Origin of the sequence: Rhizobium sp. YAF28 (genome assembly GCF_052113285.1) — a bacterium.
Lineage (GTDB): Bacteria > Pseudomonadota > Alphaproteobacteria > Rhizobiales > Rhizobiaceae > Rhizobium.
The window spans coordinates 80764-95916 of the sequence record NZ_JBFRCX010000021.1 but is presented as its reverse complement, the minus strand read 5'-3'; the positions used below and the strand labels follow the sequence as shown (position 1 = coordinate 95916).

Below are 15153 nucleotides of genomic sequence, written 5' to 3'. Positions count from 1 at the left end.
CCGAGCGTGCCTGATGTCGCGCCGAAGACGACGGCCGTGACCGTCTTGGTGTCACCGGCATCCGGATCGGTGTCGTTGGTCAGCACATTGCCGCTCGCAACCACACCACCCGAACCATTAGCAATGCCACCCTTCTCGGTCGCGTCACCCGCATCGGCAACCGCCGTCGGCGTCGTGTTCGAGCTCGGCGTGGTGAACATCACATCGACCCAATAGTTCGTCGACTCGAAGGTGCTCGTGGGATACAGGCTGGCGCTGCCATAGGTATATACGCCGTTGCCACTGGCTGGAGCCGTCAGGGGGCCGCTCGTCACATTGGAGACGAAGTAGCTGGCGGTTGTCGAATAGTGGCCGGTATTCGTATGGTAGGACGCCGTGTAGGTCTGTCCCGCCGTCAACGTCACCGGGCTGGTGAAATAGGCAGTCTGCCAGCCGCTCGCAGTCTCGTTCGTGAAGGTGAGGGTCGCAATCCGCGTACCCGTGCTCGACCAGAGTGAGCCGGTATGCGTGCCGGTGTCCTGGCTGCCCTTATAGAAACGAATGCCGGTGACGGTCCCTGCCACGGAGGTCTGGAATTTGACCCCGAGCTCGACGGCCGACGTATCGTCGGTGTTGACGACAGCAGGCGTCCCCGCGCCGAAGAGAGAATAAAAGCTCGCCCCGGTCACGGTGACCGTGCGCCCTGCCGAGGGTGCTTCAAGATTGATGCTGTCGTCGACGGCCCGTGAGCGGATCGTGTAATTGCCCGCGATCTGCGGCGACCAGGTATAGGTCCAGTTCTCATCGCCTGCCGCCGGATGCCAGCTCGCTCCATTGTCGGTCGAAACCTCGACGCCGGCAATGACCCCGCCGCCCGTGTCGGTGGCCGTACCTGTAATCGTGACTGTGGAGCCAACAGTCGCCGTTGACGGCGCCGTGATGATGGAAGTCGGTGCAACATGATCCGTGGAGCCGGTCGTGGCGACGAGCCCGGATTGCAGCGTCCCAGGCTGAATGCCCATGTCGGCCAGCAGATTGACCATTGCCTGCTGCACGCGGGGATCGGTCGGGGTCGCCTCATTATCGTGATTGTTGCTTAAGCCCCATGTCCAGTAGACAGTACCGGCGCCAAACACCAATGCACCGCTCGGTGCACGATAAAGCGTCAGATTGTGGGTCGCGGTCGCGTTGCCGGTCGTGTTTCCGTAATCGAGCAAATAGGTGCTGACCGGAAGCGTCGTCGAAGACAGCTTGACGAGACCGGCCGGATCGAAGCCATTATCGGTCGCTTCGTCCCACTCGTAGCCCAGATAGTTCTTGGTTAGCGTTGCCGTCTGGCCGGGCTGGAGATTGGAAACGCTCGTGTTGCGCCAGAAACGCAGATTGGCGTCATCATATCCGACCGTGATCGCGCTGAGATTGCTGCCGACATCATCGACCTTGAACAGCTGCCCGGTCAGCGAGTTTTCCGGGTTTCCCCCACCGATAGCGGGTGGGCTAAGACGCGGATCGCGGAATGTACCCGTCCATTCGTTCGAAGGGTCTATGCTGGCGCCGGGCGACCATGTCTCCTTGTAGGAAATAAGGGTGCGATAAGGCGTGCCGTCGGCGCTATAGGCGTTGCCCCAACGGGTACGCCAATAGACCTCGTTACCGCTCCAGAACATCAGGTTGACACCTGCATCGCGTGCAGCTTCGACATTGGTCCTCTGCTGTCCAGACCAGTATTCGTCATGCCCGGCATCAACATAGGTCTTGTGATTGAGCAGCAGGCTGCCATAGCGGTCGACGTCGACACCCGACAGGTACGAAACATCATAGCCGTTCTGCTCCAGCCAGTAGATGCCTGCATATTCGGCGCCGAACAGATAGTCTTGCGGACCGGCATAAGTGCCAACCCCACCACGGGTCGCAATCGGCCTGTTGTAACTGACAGCATAGGCGCGACCAGCGCCCTGCCCCGTTGCCGGACCGTTGCCACCGTAGAAGTTTGCGCCACCCCAGCCATTGTAGGCTTGCCAGGTCTCGTCAGCGGTCTGGAAAACGATATCGCTGTGGCTGTCATCGTCGCGCACGATGAACGGAATCTGATTTTCGCCGAAGGTGCCATCCTGCCGCACGAGCTTGGCGATATAAACGCCTGAGACAGCATCTTCAGGTACGGTCCACGAAGCCGAAACTGCCCAGTTGCCGGCATCCACGGTGCCGGTCGTGGCATTGCGCAACGGATTTGGTTGATTCTGCACGCCGGTGTGCTGAATGGTCGTGACCTTGCGCGCGCCCATGCCGCCATAATAGCCGAGGCGGTAGATATCGATCCGGTAATTGTTGGAATCCGTATCAATCTTGAAGCTGACCGTCTTGCCGTTGTCGACACTGATGTCGGTCGCGAATCCCTCGATATTGGAGCTGCCGGCCCCATCGATGCCCCACTCGCTCTCCGGATTGCCCGGCAGCAGATTTTCCGCCACGACCTTGTTAGCGGGCGCCGCTGCCGCTGCGGCCGCCAGATTTTGCGTCGTTAACGACCGCTGCGTGATCGGCGGTGTGGTGACCGAACCGGAAAGGATGCCGACGCCCTTGGTGCCGGTTGCCGTTCCCATTTCTCCGCCGCCGGGCAACGATCCGTTCAAGTTCGTCGAGCCCGTCAACTTTGCGGTTCCGCGCCAGCTCGAGAGCGGGGATAAGTCACGATCAAGAAGCGGGTCGCTGACTGAGGCACCGATGGCCCGCTTGATCGTTGCTGCATAGTCCGGCCCTTCGGTCAGCCTCGTCCCCGGCAATTGACCATCCTGTTGAAGCATGGCGCCGCCATGGGCCCAATCGAGAATCCGCGTAGGGGATGTAAAATAGCCACATCCGCAGACACCAAAAGGCATGCCAAACGCCAATGAATTCGATCCACCGTGGTGCGCAGCAGCCGCTGCTGACGGGCTCGATTCGAGAATGACCACCTTGCCGGAGTGAGCGCGTGCACCCGCTACGGTGGCGGAACCTTGCCCTGACGCTGTCGGTGCGGGGCTCTGCGGCAGATACGGAGCCAGGGGATCGTCGCCTATGGTGCCCATGCCAGCATAGGTGCGATAAGGGGGCAACGCGGCGCCGTTCGCGTTCCGCTCGAAAGGTGCAAAAACCGGATTATGGGCCGACAGAACAGACGCGGCAGAATTTCCACTTCCAACACCCGTTTCGCGCGCCGCTGCGAAAGCATCCGCCAAGGATGGGGACACTTGGTCAATATCGCCCCGACCGTCTGCTTCGCCGACCGTTTCCGCTCTCGGTTCGTCATCATGTCCGCTGAGCGCAAAGCTGTTGTCGGGACTGCCGACAAGGGCACCCCCCTTGCTTCCACCCGCTGTCTGCGCGGATGTCGCAAGTTGAGCACTATCCTCGGGGCGATCGGCGCCCTTGCGCGGCCTTGCCTTTCCACTGGCGGCCAGCCACCGGGGAACCCACGAATCCATCATGAGTGAGCGCGAAGCCCACCGGCGAGCGTTGCGATACATGGTGTGCCCTCTCGCGAAATTACCAGGATCAAATCTATGAGGATCGTTCGATACGCGGACCTCCGATTATAATCGAAAAGTGGACGAGTATGTCCTACCCCTTTCGACCTACAGGCTGCATCCTTTAGGCAAACGGGCTTTTGCGTGGACGCGCGACTTGCCTTTCTCGAGACAACAAGCGGTACGGTCGTCGGATCTGCTTCGCATCACGGACGGCTACTGGCGCACCCCGCCAAGCTCGCTGCCTTGCAGACGCAGCAACTGGCAATCCAGTCGCTCTCGATTGCCATCTCCTCTTGGCAGAACATTCTGTCGCTCTTCCGCGGCTGATGGGATCGCGAAACATGACCTGCCTGGCAACCGACGGTGGCCTATACAAATCGAACCGCGCTTCGATGGAGCGCGGCTTTTGACGACGGCGACCTCGCAGGCTCTCAGAGGCAAGGAACGGGCCACGAGACGATGTCCTAGGACCGGTTCGAGCGCGCTGCGCCCGACCCCTTCTTCCGAGACGCATTCCAAAATCGACGCACGGCCTCAAAATTGAGCACGTCAGCACATCCGGGGTCTTTCCCATCCAAAAGAGCTATCGTTTGGCGCAATCTTCGCCCGTTCGGAGTATTGATGCTGCGCCGTAACGATATAGGCTCTGCGCCGCCGTGACAGCACGCCGAATCGAAAGATATCGGTTGCAAGGGAGGGAGTCCTAGCGCGGTCAAAATCTGGAAAAAGCGAGAAACTGACATGAGACAATCCATGGAGAGGGTCATGGAGCGGCGATTGAGTGCCATCCTCGCTGCCGATGTGGTTGGCTACAGCCGGCTCATGGGCATGGACGAGACGGGCACGCTGCAGGCTTTGAACCGCCATCGCTGCGAATTGGTCGACATCCGCATATCCGATTACAAGGGCCGTATCGTCAAACTGACGGGCGACGGCATCCTGGCCGAGTTTCAGAGCGTCGTGAATGCGGTCGCCTGCGCCGCAGAAATCCAGCGCAGCATGGCCGTGCGCAACGAAAACGTGCCGAAGGAAGAGCGCGTCGAATTCCGCATCGGCATCAATCTCGGCGATGTCGTCGTCGAAAATGACGATATTTTCGGCGACGGTGTCAATCTTGCCGCGCGCCTGGAAGGCATTGCTCCGGTCGGCGGCATTGCCGTGTCGGCAATCGTGCGGGATCAGGTCGGTTCACGCCTCAATCTCGGTTTCGATTTTTTAGGTGAACACGTGTTCAAAAATATCCGACAGCCGGTTCAGGTTTACACAGTTTCCTTCGAGAAGCCGAGTTCTGCCCGCCTCGTCGCGCAGAACCGCAACACCTGTTTCATCGCCGTCCTGCCCTTCACCAATATGAGCGGCGATGCCGATCAGGATTACTTCTCCGACGGCATCACCGAGGATATCATCACCGATCTTTCCAAGGTCTCCAGCCTGCATGTGGTGCCGCGAAACACCGTCTTCACCTATAAGGGCGCATCGGTGAAGGTGAAGCAGGTCGCCCAGGAGCTCGGCGTGCGTTATATGCTGGAAGGCAGTGTGCGCATTGTCGGTACGCGGGTACGCATCTCCGGCCAGCTGATCGATACGACGAACGGCGACCATCTCTGGGCCGAACGCTATGATCGCGACCTCACCGATATATTCGCCATCCAGGACGAGATCACCAACGCGATCGTCGGCCAGCTGAAGGTGCGGCTGCTGCCGGAGGAACGCAAGGCGATCGCCGCCGAGCCGACGGCCAATGTCGAGGCCTATACCTATTACCTGAGAGGAAGGCAGCTCTCTCATACCTGGACCAAGTCCTATCTGCAGCTTGCCCGGCGCATGTTCTACAAGGCCGTCGAGCTCGATCCGGACTATGGCCGCGCCTATGCCGGCATCGCCGATTGCGATGCTGCGATCCGCGACTGGGCGCCCGACGACGTGCCCCTGGAGCGCATCCTCGCAATGAGCGCCAAAGCCCTGGAACTCGATCCCGACCTCGCCGAGGCCCATGCCTCCCGCGGCCTGGCGCTGCATCAAAACGGCGAGGACGACGAGGCCACGGCATCCTTCGAACGCGCGCTGGCGCTCGATCCCAATCTCTATGAAGCAAATTTCCACTATGCCCGCATCTTCTTCATGCGCGGGAATTTCGCCGAGGCGGTGCATTACTTTAGCCGTGCCGCCGAAATCCGCCCCGACGACTATGTTTCGCCGATCCACCTGATGTCCTCGTATCATTCTCTCGGACGGACGGTGGACAAGGAAAGCTGGGCGCGCATGGGCATTGAAAGAGCCGAGCGGGCGCTCAATCAGAACCCGGAAAATTCCGGGCCTGCCCATCGCGGCGCGCTTGCCCTTGCCCATCTCGGTGATGCGGCGCGGGCCTGCGATTGGGCCGCACGGGCAAGCGCCATCGATCCCGATGATATCGTCGCCCAATATAATCTTGCCTGCGTCCACTCCGTACTCGGCCATGTGGAACGGGCGATCGATATCCTGGAGGGCTTGCTGCCCCGAAGCTCCGTCTACCACATCAAATGGTTCACACATGATTCTGACCTGGACAACCTGCGGCGGCATCCGCGCTTCATGAAACTTGTCGCAGAAGCGATGAAAGAGCGGGAACAGGTGGAAGCATAGGTCGCGGCAGACGAAGGGCGCCAAACGCGGAGCGACCCTATGCTCTCGGCTGATAGGCAGCGTCCTGGGATATCAGGCAAACGGGCTTCTTCTCTGCCGGCACCTACACCAAGGTCCAGTTTGGTGTCTCCGCCACTCTGATAATCCTCCGGGTTGAGAAGCGTAGAGCGAGGCCTAGCTTCCTTTTACCATCCACCTGAAACCCAAAGCCCGGGAGCCTTTCGATGAAGTCCAAAGTAGCTGATGTCCTGATAGAGGTGCTGCATTCGGCCGGAGTCAAGCGGATATATGGCGTAGTCGGAGACAGCCTGAACGGGCTCACGGAAGCGCTTCGAAAAAGAGGCGACATCGAGTGGGTCCATACCCGTCATGAAGAAACGGCAGCCTTCGCGGCGGGGGCCGAAGCCCACCTCAGTGGCGAACTGGCCGTATGCGCCGGAAGCTGCGGCCCGGGCAACCTCCACCTCATCAACGGCCTGTTCGACTGCCATCGCTCGCGGGTCCCCGTCCTGGCCATTGCCGCGCAGATACCTTCGGCTGAAATCGGCAGAGGCTATTTCCAGGAAACGCATCCCGACCAGCTTTTCCGGGAATGCAGCCACTATTGCGAACTTGTCAGCCATCCGGAGCAATTGCCGGCAGTCATCGAAACGGCCATTCGCACGGCTATCGGAAAGCGCGGCGTTGCCGTCGTGGTCATTTCCGGCGACGTGGCATTGAGCGATTTCACCGCGAAGATTTCGACGCCGGCCGCACTCACGCTGTCCCAGCCGAACGTCGTGCCGGCGAACGATCAGATCGATCGATTGTCGGAGCTGCTCAACAACAGTTCGAAAGTCACCCTTCTGTGCGGACGCGGTTGCGAAGGGGCGCATGACGAATTGATCGCCTTTGCGGATCGGCTCAAGGCGCCCATCGTCCACGCGCTCGGCGGCAAGGAACATGTCGAGTGGGACAATCCCTTCGATGTCGGCATGACCGGTCTGATCGGCTTCTCTTCGGGTTACAAGGCCATGCTGGAGTGTGACACGCTTCTTATGCTCGGCACCGATTTCCCATATCGGCAGTTCTACCCAACCGACGCCAAGATCGCGCAGGTGGACATTCGCCCGGAAAATCTTGGCCGCAGGGCCTCGCTGGATCTCGCAATCGTCGGCGACGTCAAATCGACACTGGCGGCAATGCTGCCGAAGCTGACGGAGCGAACGGACCGGGATCATCTGGATGCCTGCCTTGCCGCCTATAAGAAGGCGCGGGAGGGCCTCGACGACCTCGCCACCGGCAGAGAGGGCGGCAAGATTCATCCGCAATATGTTGCACGCCTTCTGAGCGAACATGCCTCCGACGACGCCGTTTTCACCTTCGATGTCGGGACCCCCACGATCTGGGCTGCACGCTACCTGAAAATGAACGGAAAGCGTCGCCTGATCGGATCCCTGGTTCACGGGTCGATGGCCAACGCCCTTCCCCAGGCAATAGGCGCACAGGCAACATATAAGGAACGCCAGATCATCAGCATGTCCGGCGATGGTGGCTTTGCCATGTTGATGGGTGACTTCCTGACGCTCGTTCAGCAGAATCTGCCGGTCAAGGTCGTCGTCTTCAACAATTCCGTTCTCGGATTCGTGGCGATGGAAATGAAGGCTTCCGGCTTCCTTGAGACCGGCACCGAACTCAAGAATCCGGATTTTGCGGCGGTTGCCCGCGCAGCCGGAGTCCATGGCGTTCGCGTGGAGGATCCCGCCGAACTCGACGGTGCCATCAGGGAAATCCTGGCGCATCCCGGCCCGGCACTGCTCGACGTCGTTACCAATACGCAGGAATTGTCGATGCCGCCCAGGATCGAAGCAGCGCAAGTGAAGGGTTTCGGTCTCTGGGCCATTCGCGCGGTGATGAACGGCCGGGGAGACGAACTCGTGGACCTGACTGTCTCGAATTTCCTGTCTCGGTGAGTCGGACGCTACAGTGGATGGAAACCCTGCCGACGGCTTCGACCCCGGCCGGCAGGTTGTAGAAGCCGATGAAGCTTGATTCAATTCAGATAGGCATCGCGCCAATCACTGCCAGAACCGATCGTCATGCCAGCCTCGTTGAACAGATGAACGAAAGGCTCTCGTATGACGATCGGGATCCGTTCGCCCGAGACTGCCCGGCTGATGCCACGCAGTGCCACGGTGAAGCCATTCCCGGTCGCCGTCCCGGCATGGATGATCGTTTCCGAACCGAGGACTTCGGTGTCGCCGACCACGATCTGCAGGCTGCCCTCTCCGATTTCGCAATGTTCGGGCCTTATGCCGAATGTGACCGGGGCGCCATCGGGCAAATCGACTTGGCGACCGGGCAAGGGAATGTGGGTGCCGTCCTCAAGCGAAACGCCCATCATGTCACCACTGCGCGCGATCCGGCCCGCGAGAAGGTTCATGGGCGGTGCGCCAAGAAAGCGGGCGACGAAAAGGTTAGCCGGGCGCGCATAAAGCTCGATCGGCGGGCCGACCTGTTCGATGCGGCCTTCGTTGAGCACGACGATCTGGTCGGCCATGGTCATTGCCTCGACCTGATCATGCGTGACGTAGACCATCGTCGACTTCAGCCGCCGATGCAGGCTGATCAGTTCCCCGCGCATCTTTACACGCAGTTCGGCATCGAGATTGGAGAGCGGCTCATCGAAGAGAAAGGCCTTCGGCTCCTTGACGATGGCGCGGCCGATCGCAACACGCTGGCTCTGGCCGCCGGACAGCTGGCTCGGGCGACGGCTCATCAGGTGCTCGATCTGCAGAATATTAGCCGCCCTGGCGACGCGGGCGGCGATCTCCTGCCTGGCAAGTTTCTGGTTCTCCAGGCCGAATTTGAGGTTCTGCTCGACATTCATGTGCGGATAAAGCGCATAGGACTGGAAGACCATCGCCATGCCGCGCGCGGATGGCAGAAGATGGTCGCAGCGCTGGCCATCGATGCGGATTTCCCCTGAGGTTACTTCCTCCAGCCCTGCCATCATGCGCAAGAGGGTCGACTTGCCACAGCCGGACGGCCCGACAAAGACGGTGAACGAACCGTCGGCGATTGCGAGATCAATACCGTGTATGACTTCGAGACTTTGAAAGGCCTTGCGGACTGCCTTGAGTTCAATGCCGGCCATTATGCCACCGTCTTAAGTTCGATCGACTGGCCCGCTTCGATAGGCGTCTTCCCGGCAAGGCGATGCTTCAAATCGTCCACCGAGATTTCAGCGACCCTGAGGCTGCCTCCGAGCACGGCGAGAGTGAGACCATCGCCCTTGCGGGTCAATGTGCCGAATGCGCTGCCGGCTGACCAAAATAGACGATAGTCGCCTTGCACTTTCGGTGCGAAGGCAAGCGTGCCGGAGACGAAATCGGCGCTGAGCCCCGAGAAGGCGTTGACCAGCTGCCAGGCCGACATCGAGCGTGCGTAATAGGAGCCGCATTCGATATCGTTCCAGGGGTTGCGGCGCGAACCGTCATGGCGGTTGCGGGCGCCGCAGACAATATCCATGCCCTCCTCGATGAGGCCATGCATGATGAGGTGCGAGGCGGCCATATATTCGATGCCGGTCCAGACCTCTTCGGCATAGGGCGCAGCCACCATCGGCTGGCGAATGCCCTCGGGATAGGTTGCGATCAACAGCCCCGCCTCGTCCTCATACGCGTAATTGCGGCAGGGGTTGAAGTGATCTTCCAGCGTCGGGCGGAAGTTGTTTCTGTGCACCGATTTCAGCGCGATCCTGACCTTGTCGGCATCGAGGAACCCGCCGATCCCGGCGACCTCCGCATGCCATTGGCCGAGGATCTGATCGGAGATGCAGCCCTCGCCCATCTGGTATTTGAGCTCTTGGAATTCCTCCGACCAGTAGGTTTCCATGAAACCATCGGCGAGAACGCCGGCGGCGCGGCCGACATCGAAGGGTATCAGCACGTCCTTGTCGGAGAGATCGATCTTCTGGATGAACCAACGGCCGTTGAAGAGTTCGGAATTGATATAGGCCGCACCGGCTTTGCCCATGCGCGCCGTCTTTTCCGAGAGCTCGGTATCGCCGAGGGCCGCCGCCATTTCGGAAACGCCGAGAAGGGCCGCCACATACATGGAGGCGAGCCACGAGTTCGGCCCGAACAGTTCCATATCGAGGGTCTGATGCTGGCGGCCTGAGAGAATGCCGGTCTGATCGGGATCCCAACGATCAAGGTTTTCGGGCGACCAGGCATATTCGATGGCTCGTTTGACATTCGGCCAGTAGCGGCGCAGCCACTCGGTATCGCCGCAAAGCTTCCAGTCTCGATGGGTCTTGATGATCGCGCCGAAATGCCCGTCGGCGCAGGGGCCGATAATATCGAAACCTGAGCCGAGCGGCAGCTTCTGGCGGAAAGTCAGCCCGCCGGTCGGCAACTGGTTGTAGCTGAATTCGGTCTCGCGCAGCGTCCGCTCGATGGCAGGGAAAAGATGCGAGACCGCCTGCTGGTAATTCCAGACATGGGTGCAGGTGCCCTCGCAGGAACCATCCTGGGTATGTTGGCCTTCCCAGGCCCAGAGTTCGCCATTCTCCAGCCGGATGCAGGTCGCGGTGCGCAGCAGCGCCAGCGTCGCGCTCGCCGCGTCCTTGACTTCTGCCGGAAGCGTCGTTTCGAAAAGTCCGTTGCGGAAGGCCGCGGTTTGCAAGTGCAATGCGTCCCAGCGCGTCAGGGCTTCAGTAGCGCTTGCGGTCGAATCCGCCCATTGCGTCGCATAATAGTTCGTCCAGCTCGGCGTTGGCCGATCGGGAATGGCCCCATCAGGCTTGTCGCGATAGGCCCAGTAGACATCGCCTTGCGGGAAGTTCCAGGTGATGACGAAACGCAGCTTCTTACGTCCTCCGGGTGCCAGGACGAAGCGGGCGCCGAGCGTGCCGTGTTCCGGCTGCAGGCTCATGTGCCGGGAGCTGCGCGGTTCATCGTAGTGTCGCTTCGGCAGACGACCGGGCCTTGCAAACTCCTTCCAGTAGACCGAGAGATCGTCGAACCACTGGCCCCGATAGTGATGGTCGGTATGCTCGACATCATCAGCATCCGTTGCGATCGTCAGATCGCCGCGTTGCGTCGCCGGCAGCGTCGTGTCAGACGAGGTCAGATGCAGGCTGCTGATCCCGCCTTCCCGTCTGAACGTATGGATGCCGCTGTTCGAGCCGTAATTGCCGAGCGTGCCGGCAAGCGTATAGGTCAGTTCGTCCGCGGTATCGTTGACAACATCGAATTCGAACATCGCAACTGGCATCGAGGAATCGCGGTCGTTGTGGGGAATGAAAGGGCTCAGCGCCGTAAGCCTGACGCCGCCGGGGAAACGCTGATCGTTAAAGACGAGATCGGCGATCGGGAAACGCCCGTAAAAATCGACCTCTTGGAAATGCGGCACGCCGACCAGCGTCTGGCGGTTGGCGCCATGGCCAAAACCGTCGAACATCTTGCGCAGGCCCGGCGCGCCGGAAGGGTTCAGATCATAGGGGCCGTTGAGCACACGGGCATCGACCAGTTCCCCACCCTTCTCGGCCTTGATGGCGAAATGCGAGTAGCCGTTATAGCCCTGCAGCGCCGGCCGGTTGCGGATCGACCAATCGATCAGCCGGCCGCTGCCGGAGATCGACAGGCCGCCGGAGCCGATGCCGCCGAGAGGAAAAGCAATATGGCGCGTGCGTGCGCCTTTATAGGCAAAGCGAGGTTCGATGGAAGCGAGATCATCCCACATGAAATCAATGTCCCTGATGTTAGTTCTTGATGCCGCTCATCGTGATGCCTTCGATCACGAATTTCTGGGCGAGGAGAAAGAGGAGAACGACGGGCAGGATCGACATGCTCATCGCCGCCATCACCACCGAGAGATTGCCGGAGGCCATGTAGCCGCGCAGCACGTCCATCGCGACCGGAAGCGTCAGCGATTCATTCGAGCTCAAAAGCACCTTGGCCTGGAAATAATAGTTCCAGGTCTGGGTGAAAGTGATGATACCGAGGGCCGAGAGTGCCGGGCGAAGCTGCGGTAGCGAGATCCGCCAGAAGATTTTGAAATAGCCGGCGCCATCCATCAGCGCCGCTTCCTCCAGCGCCTTCGGCTGGCTGAGCATGAATTGCCGCACCAGGAAGATGCCGAAACTGGAGGTGAGATACATAAGCGCCAGCCCGATCGGCTTGTCGAGCAGGCCGAGCCGCGCATAGCCGAGATAGATCGGCAGGATCGTCACCTGGGCTGGAAACATCAGTCCGATAAGCAGGATGAAGAACAATGTATCGCGTCCGCGGAAGTTCAGCCTGGCGAAGGCGAAAGCCGCGAACGTGCAGGTCACCATCTGGCCGACGGTGACGATGACGGCGATCATGACCGAGTTGAAATAGATCTCCAGGAACGGCACGCGCGAGGCCAGCACCTGCCGATAGTTGGTGAGGTTGAAATTCGGCGGCAGGAAGCTCGGCGGCAGCTTGTAGGCATCCGAGACCGGCCGGAACGACATCGAGAACAACCAGAGGAAGGGCAGCAGCATGCCGATCGCCATCACCACCATGGTGGCGATGATCGCCCAGTCGATCCAGCGCCGGGCCGCGCGTGTCTGCATCATACTGTTCATTGCTGCACCCACTTGCGCGAGAGGACCTGCTGGATGGCGGTGATGATGAGGATGATCACGGTCATAACGACCGAAATCGAGGCGGCATAGCCGATCTGGAAGCTGCCGAAGCCCTCCTCGACGATCTGGATCGACAGCGAGCGCGTGGCGTCACCCGGACCGCCCTGCGTCAGGATGACGATCGATTCAAACACCTGCAGCGCGCCGATCGAGGCGTAGACGATGCAGAAGAAGACGACTGGCGAGATATAGGGCAGCGTGATGCGGAAGAACTGGCGCCAGGCAGGCGTCCCGTCCATCACCGCCGCCTCCAGGATATTCTTCGGCACGCCCTGGAGGGCTGCGATGAAGATGATCATGAAGAAGCCGGTATTCTTCCAGACGTCCATGATGATGATCGAGGTCATCGCCTGGCCGGCATCGGTGAGCCAGCGTACACCCGGCAGACCGATCAGCCGCAGGTAGTAATTGATGACACCGAGATCATCGCCATAAAAATAGGTCCAGACGATCGAGACGAAGGCGGCAGCGATGATGACCGGCAGAAAGAAGGCGAGCCGGAAGAAATAGAGCAGCCAGCCCGGCATGGCGCGGTTCAGCGCCAGCGCCAGTACAAGCCCGATCGAAACGTTGAAAGTGACAGCAAAGAGCGCGAAGCGCAGCGTGTTCCAGAGGATCTGAAGCGAGCGCTGATCTGTGAAGAAGCGGACGAAGTTGTCGAAACCGACCCATTGCGAACCGAGCATTGGATCGTAATAGGCAAAGGCGAGGATCGTTGTGACGATGACAGGCGCGATGACGAAGGTCAGGTAAAGCACCGTTGCCGGCAGCACGAAGAGATAGCCGGTCGCTGCCTGCGCGCGGCGTAGCTGTGAAGGCTGGTGTCTTTCGAAAGTGGCGGTCATGGCATCTGCTCGAATGGCGGACATGGTTTGTCATCCGCCGCGCCCGGAATGGCAGATGCCTGCATGGCAACATGCGACCCGGCCGCGACGGCGGGAGGGCGATCGTGAGAACCCTAGATCGATCAGCCGCCCATGCGCTTCTTCAGCCGCTCGAAGGAAGCGTTGAGCTCGGCATCTGCCTGCTTTACGCCATCGGCGATCGAGACCTCGCCGGCCATCATTGCCGTGTAGTAGCGGATGAAGATCTTCTCGACCTCCTGGAAATTGGCAGGAGACGGCACAGCCTTGGTGTTCGGCAGCGTCTGGTAATAGAGCGCGGCACTCGGCGGGAAGCTCAGGAAACCCGGGGTCTCGGCCGCCGACTTGCGGCCGGGAACGCCGCCGCCCTTTTCACCCTCCTCCTTCTGCGTCTCCTCGCTTGTCAGCTCGAGGATCAGCGCCTTGGCAAGATCGGGCTCTTTGCTCGTCTTGGCGACAGCATAACCGCCGAAGCCGATCACGGTCGTGTCGGTTACCTTGCTCGGCGGAATGGCGACATCCATGTTGAGCTTGTTGTTCTTGGCGCTCTGGACGATCCAGTGACCGCGACTGATCATCGCCACCTGGCCGGCCATGAACTGGTTGTCCATCATATCCTTGCCAGGGATCGGCGAGACGCCGTCGACATGGATGAGGTCGTGGAGGAACTGCAGGCTTTCGGCGACCTTGGGGTCGAGCATGTTGGATGCCGTCCACTCGTCGTTGATAGCGCCGGTGCCATTCGAGAAGAACCATGGCTGGACGAAGAAGTTCTGGTTCGGCACCTCATAACCGAACTGGGTGACATTGCCCGACGCATCCTTGACCGTCAGCTTCTTGGCGACGTCGCGGAATTCGTCCCAGGTCCATTTGCCGTCCTTCGGATAGGCAATCCCGGCCTTGTCGAACAGATCCCTGTTGTAGTTGATCATGATGTTGTTCCAGCCGATCGGGATATAGTTGATATCCCCCTTGTAGCTCGACTGCTTGAAGAGGCTCGGCGCGAAGTCGGAAAAGCCCGGATTGGCGGCCACGAAATCGTTGAGCGGCAGAAAGAGAGAGCGCGACGAGAAGCTCTGGAAGGTCTCGATCGCCGTGCCATAGACATCGGCCTGCTGGCCGGAATTGAACTGGCTGAAGACCTTGGTGACATAGTCGCCCCAGCCGGTCGAAATCGGATCGACGGAAAGCTCGACCTTGACGTTGGGATATTTCTTGTTGAAACGCGCAATCGCGTTGGTCATGGCCGATAGTTCGGCGTCACCGCCGAAGCCCTGCATCTTCAGGGTCGCCGTGACATCCGATTGCGCAAAGGTGCGGCCGACACTTGCGCCGACGGCAAGAGCGGCAGACGAAATCAGCAGCGAACGCCGCGAGAACTCATGCATGTGATCCTCCCTATGCGCCTCCTCCGGCGCGTTCCCATCTATCCGGCCTCCACCGGTCGAAACGTTTCGTATGCTGTTACTGAAATATCGCGGATCCAGCTCTTCCTCGGTCCCGCGTGGCGTCATTTGCT

General features: G+C 60.1%; 9 protein-coding genes. 3 read left to right on the top strand and 6 right to left on the bottom strand.

Annotated elements, in window-relative coordinates:
• The coding region (locus AB4Z13_RS31650) for a N,N-dimethylformamidase beta subunit family domain-containing protein (RefSeq protein ID WP_442207683.1) at nucleotides 1–3485 on the bottom strand (3485 nt) is incomplete at its 3' end.
• A 144-nt stretch (nucleotides 3486–3629) separates the two neighbouring features.
• Between AB4Z13_RS31650 and AB4Z13_RS31645 the strand changes: the two genes are divergently transcribed.
• The 3 genes from AB4Z13_RS31645 to poxB all read left to right on the top strand — a co-directional run bounded on the left by AB4Z13_RS31645 (nucleotide 3630) and on the right by poxB (nucleotide 8065).
• A complete protein-coding gene (locus AB4Z13_RS31645; RefSeq protein WP_442207682.1) occupies nucleotides 3630–3815 on the top strand; it encodes a hypothetical protein in 186 nt (61 codons plus the stop codon).
• 438 nt (nucleotides 3816–4253) lie between these two features.
• Nucleotides 4254–6113, top strand: coding sequence for an adenylate/guanylate cyclase domain-containing protein (locus tag AB4Z13_RS31640; RefSeq protein WP_113323824.1), 1860 nt, complete (start codon nucleotides 4254–4256; stop codon nucleotides 6111–6113).
• 224 nt (nucleotides 6114–6337) lie between these two features.
• Nucleotides 6338–8065, top strand: a complete 1728-nt coding sequence (gene poxB, locus AB4Z13_RS31635) for a ubiquinone-dependent pyruvate dehydrogenase (protein WP_442207681.1) — start codon at nucleotides 6338–6340, stop codon at nucleotides 8063–8065.
• Nucleotides 8066–8145: 80 nt separating this feature from the next.
• Here the strand turns inward: poxB and AB4Z13_RS31630 are convergent, their stop codons facing one another.
• The 5 genes from AB4Z13_RS31630 to AB4Z13_RS31610 form a co-directional block, all read right to left on the bottom strand.
• On the bottom strand, nucleotides 8146–9249 hold the full coding sequence (locus AB4Z13_RS31630; protein ID WP_442207680.1) for an ABC transporter ATP-binding protein: 1104 nt from the start codon (nucleotides 9247–9249) through the stop codon (nucleotides 8146–8148).
• The gene (locus tag AB4Z13_RS31625) at nucleotides 9249–11840 is read right to left on the bottom strand and encodes a GH116 family glycosyl-hydrolase (protein ID WP_442207679.1); all 2592 of its coding nucleotides are present in this window, start codon (nucleotides 11838–11840) and stop codon (nucleotides 9249–9251) included. The genes AB4Z13_RS31630 and AB4Z13_RS31625 overlap by 1 nt, the downstream gene beginning before the upstream one ends.
• Nucleotides 11841–11859: 19 nt before the next feature.
• Entirely contained in the window at nucleotides 11860–12711 is an 852-nt protein-coding gene (locus tag AB4Z13_RS31620; protein ID WP_113323828.1) for a carbohydrate ABC transporter permease, read from the bottom strand.
• A complete protein-coding gene (locus tag AB4Z13_RS31615) occupies nucleotides 12708–13640 on the bottom strand; it encodes a carbohydrate ABC transporter permease (protein WP_442207678.1) in 933 nt (310 codons plus the stop codon). Before AB4Z13_RS31615 ends, AB4Z13_RS31620 begins: the two co-directional genes overlap by 4 nt.
• A gap of 98 nt (nucleotides 13641–13738) precedes the next feature.
• Complete coding sequence (locus tag AB4Z13_RS31610; RefSeq protein WP_113323829.1) at nucleotides 13739–15022, bottom strand: ABC transporter substrate-binding protein; 1284 nt, start codon at nucleotides 15020–15022, stop codon at nucleotides 13739–13741.
• Nucleotides 15023–15153: the final 131 nt, after the last annotated feature.

Coding starts and splice junctions, on each gene's coding strand:
- AB4Z13_RS31640 (WP_113323824.1), top strand. CDS start 4,254: ATGGAGCGGCGATTGAGTGCCATCCTCGCTGCCGATGTGGTTGGCTAC.
- poxB (WP_442207681.1), top strand. CDS start 6,338: ATGAAGTCCAAAGTAGCTGATGTCCTGATAGAGGTGCTGCATTCGGCC.
- AB4Z13_RS31630 (WP_442207680.1), bottom strand. CDS start 9,249: ATGGCCGGCATTGAACTCAAGGCAGTCCGCAAGGCCTTTCAAAGTCTC.
- AB4Z13_RS31625 (WP_442207679.1), bottom strand. CDS start 11,840: ATGTGGGATGATCTCGCTTCCATCGAACCTCGCTTTGCCTATAAAGGC.
- AB4Z13_RS31620 (WP_113323828.1), bottom strand. CDS start 12,711: ATGAACAGTATGATGCAGACACGCGCGGCCCGGCGCTGGATCGACTGG.
- AB4Z13_RS31615 (WP_442207678.1), bottom strand. CDS start 13,640: ATGTCCGCCATTCGAGCAGATGCCATGACCGCCACTTTCGAAAGACAC.
- AB4Z13_RS31610 (WP_113323829.1), bottom strand. CDS start 15,022: ATGCATGAGTTCTCGCGGCGTTCGCTGCTGATTTCGTCTGCCGCTCTT.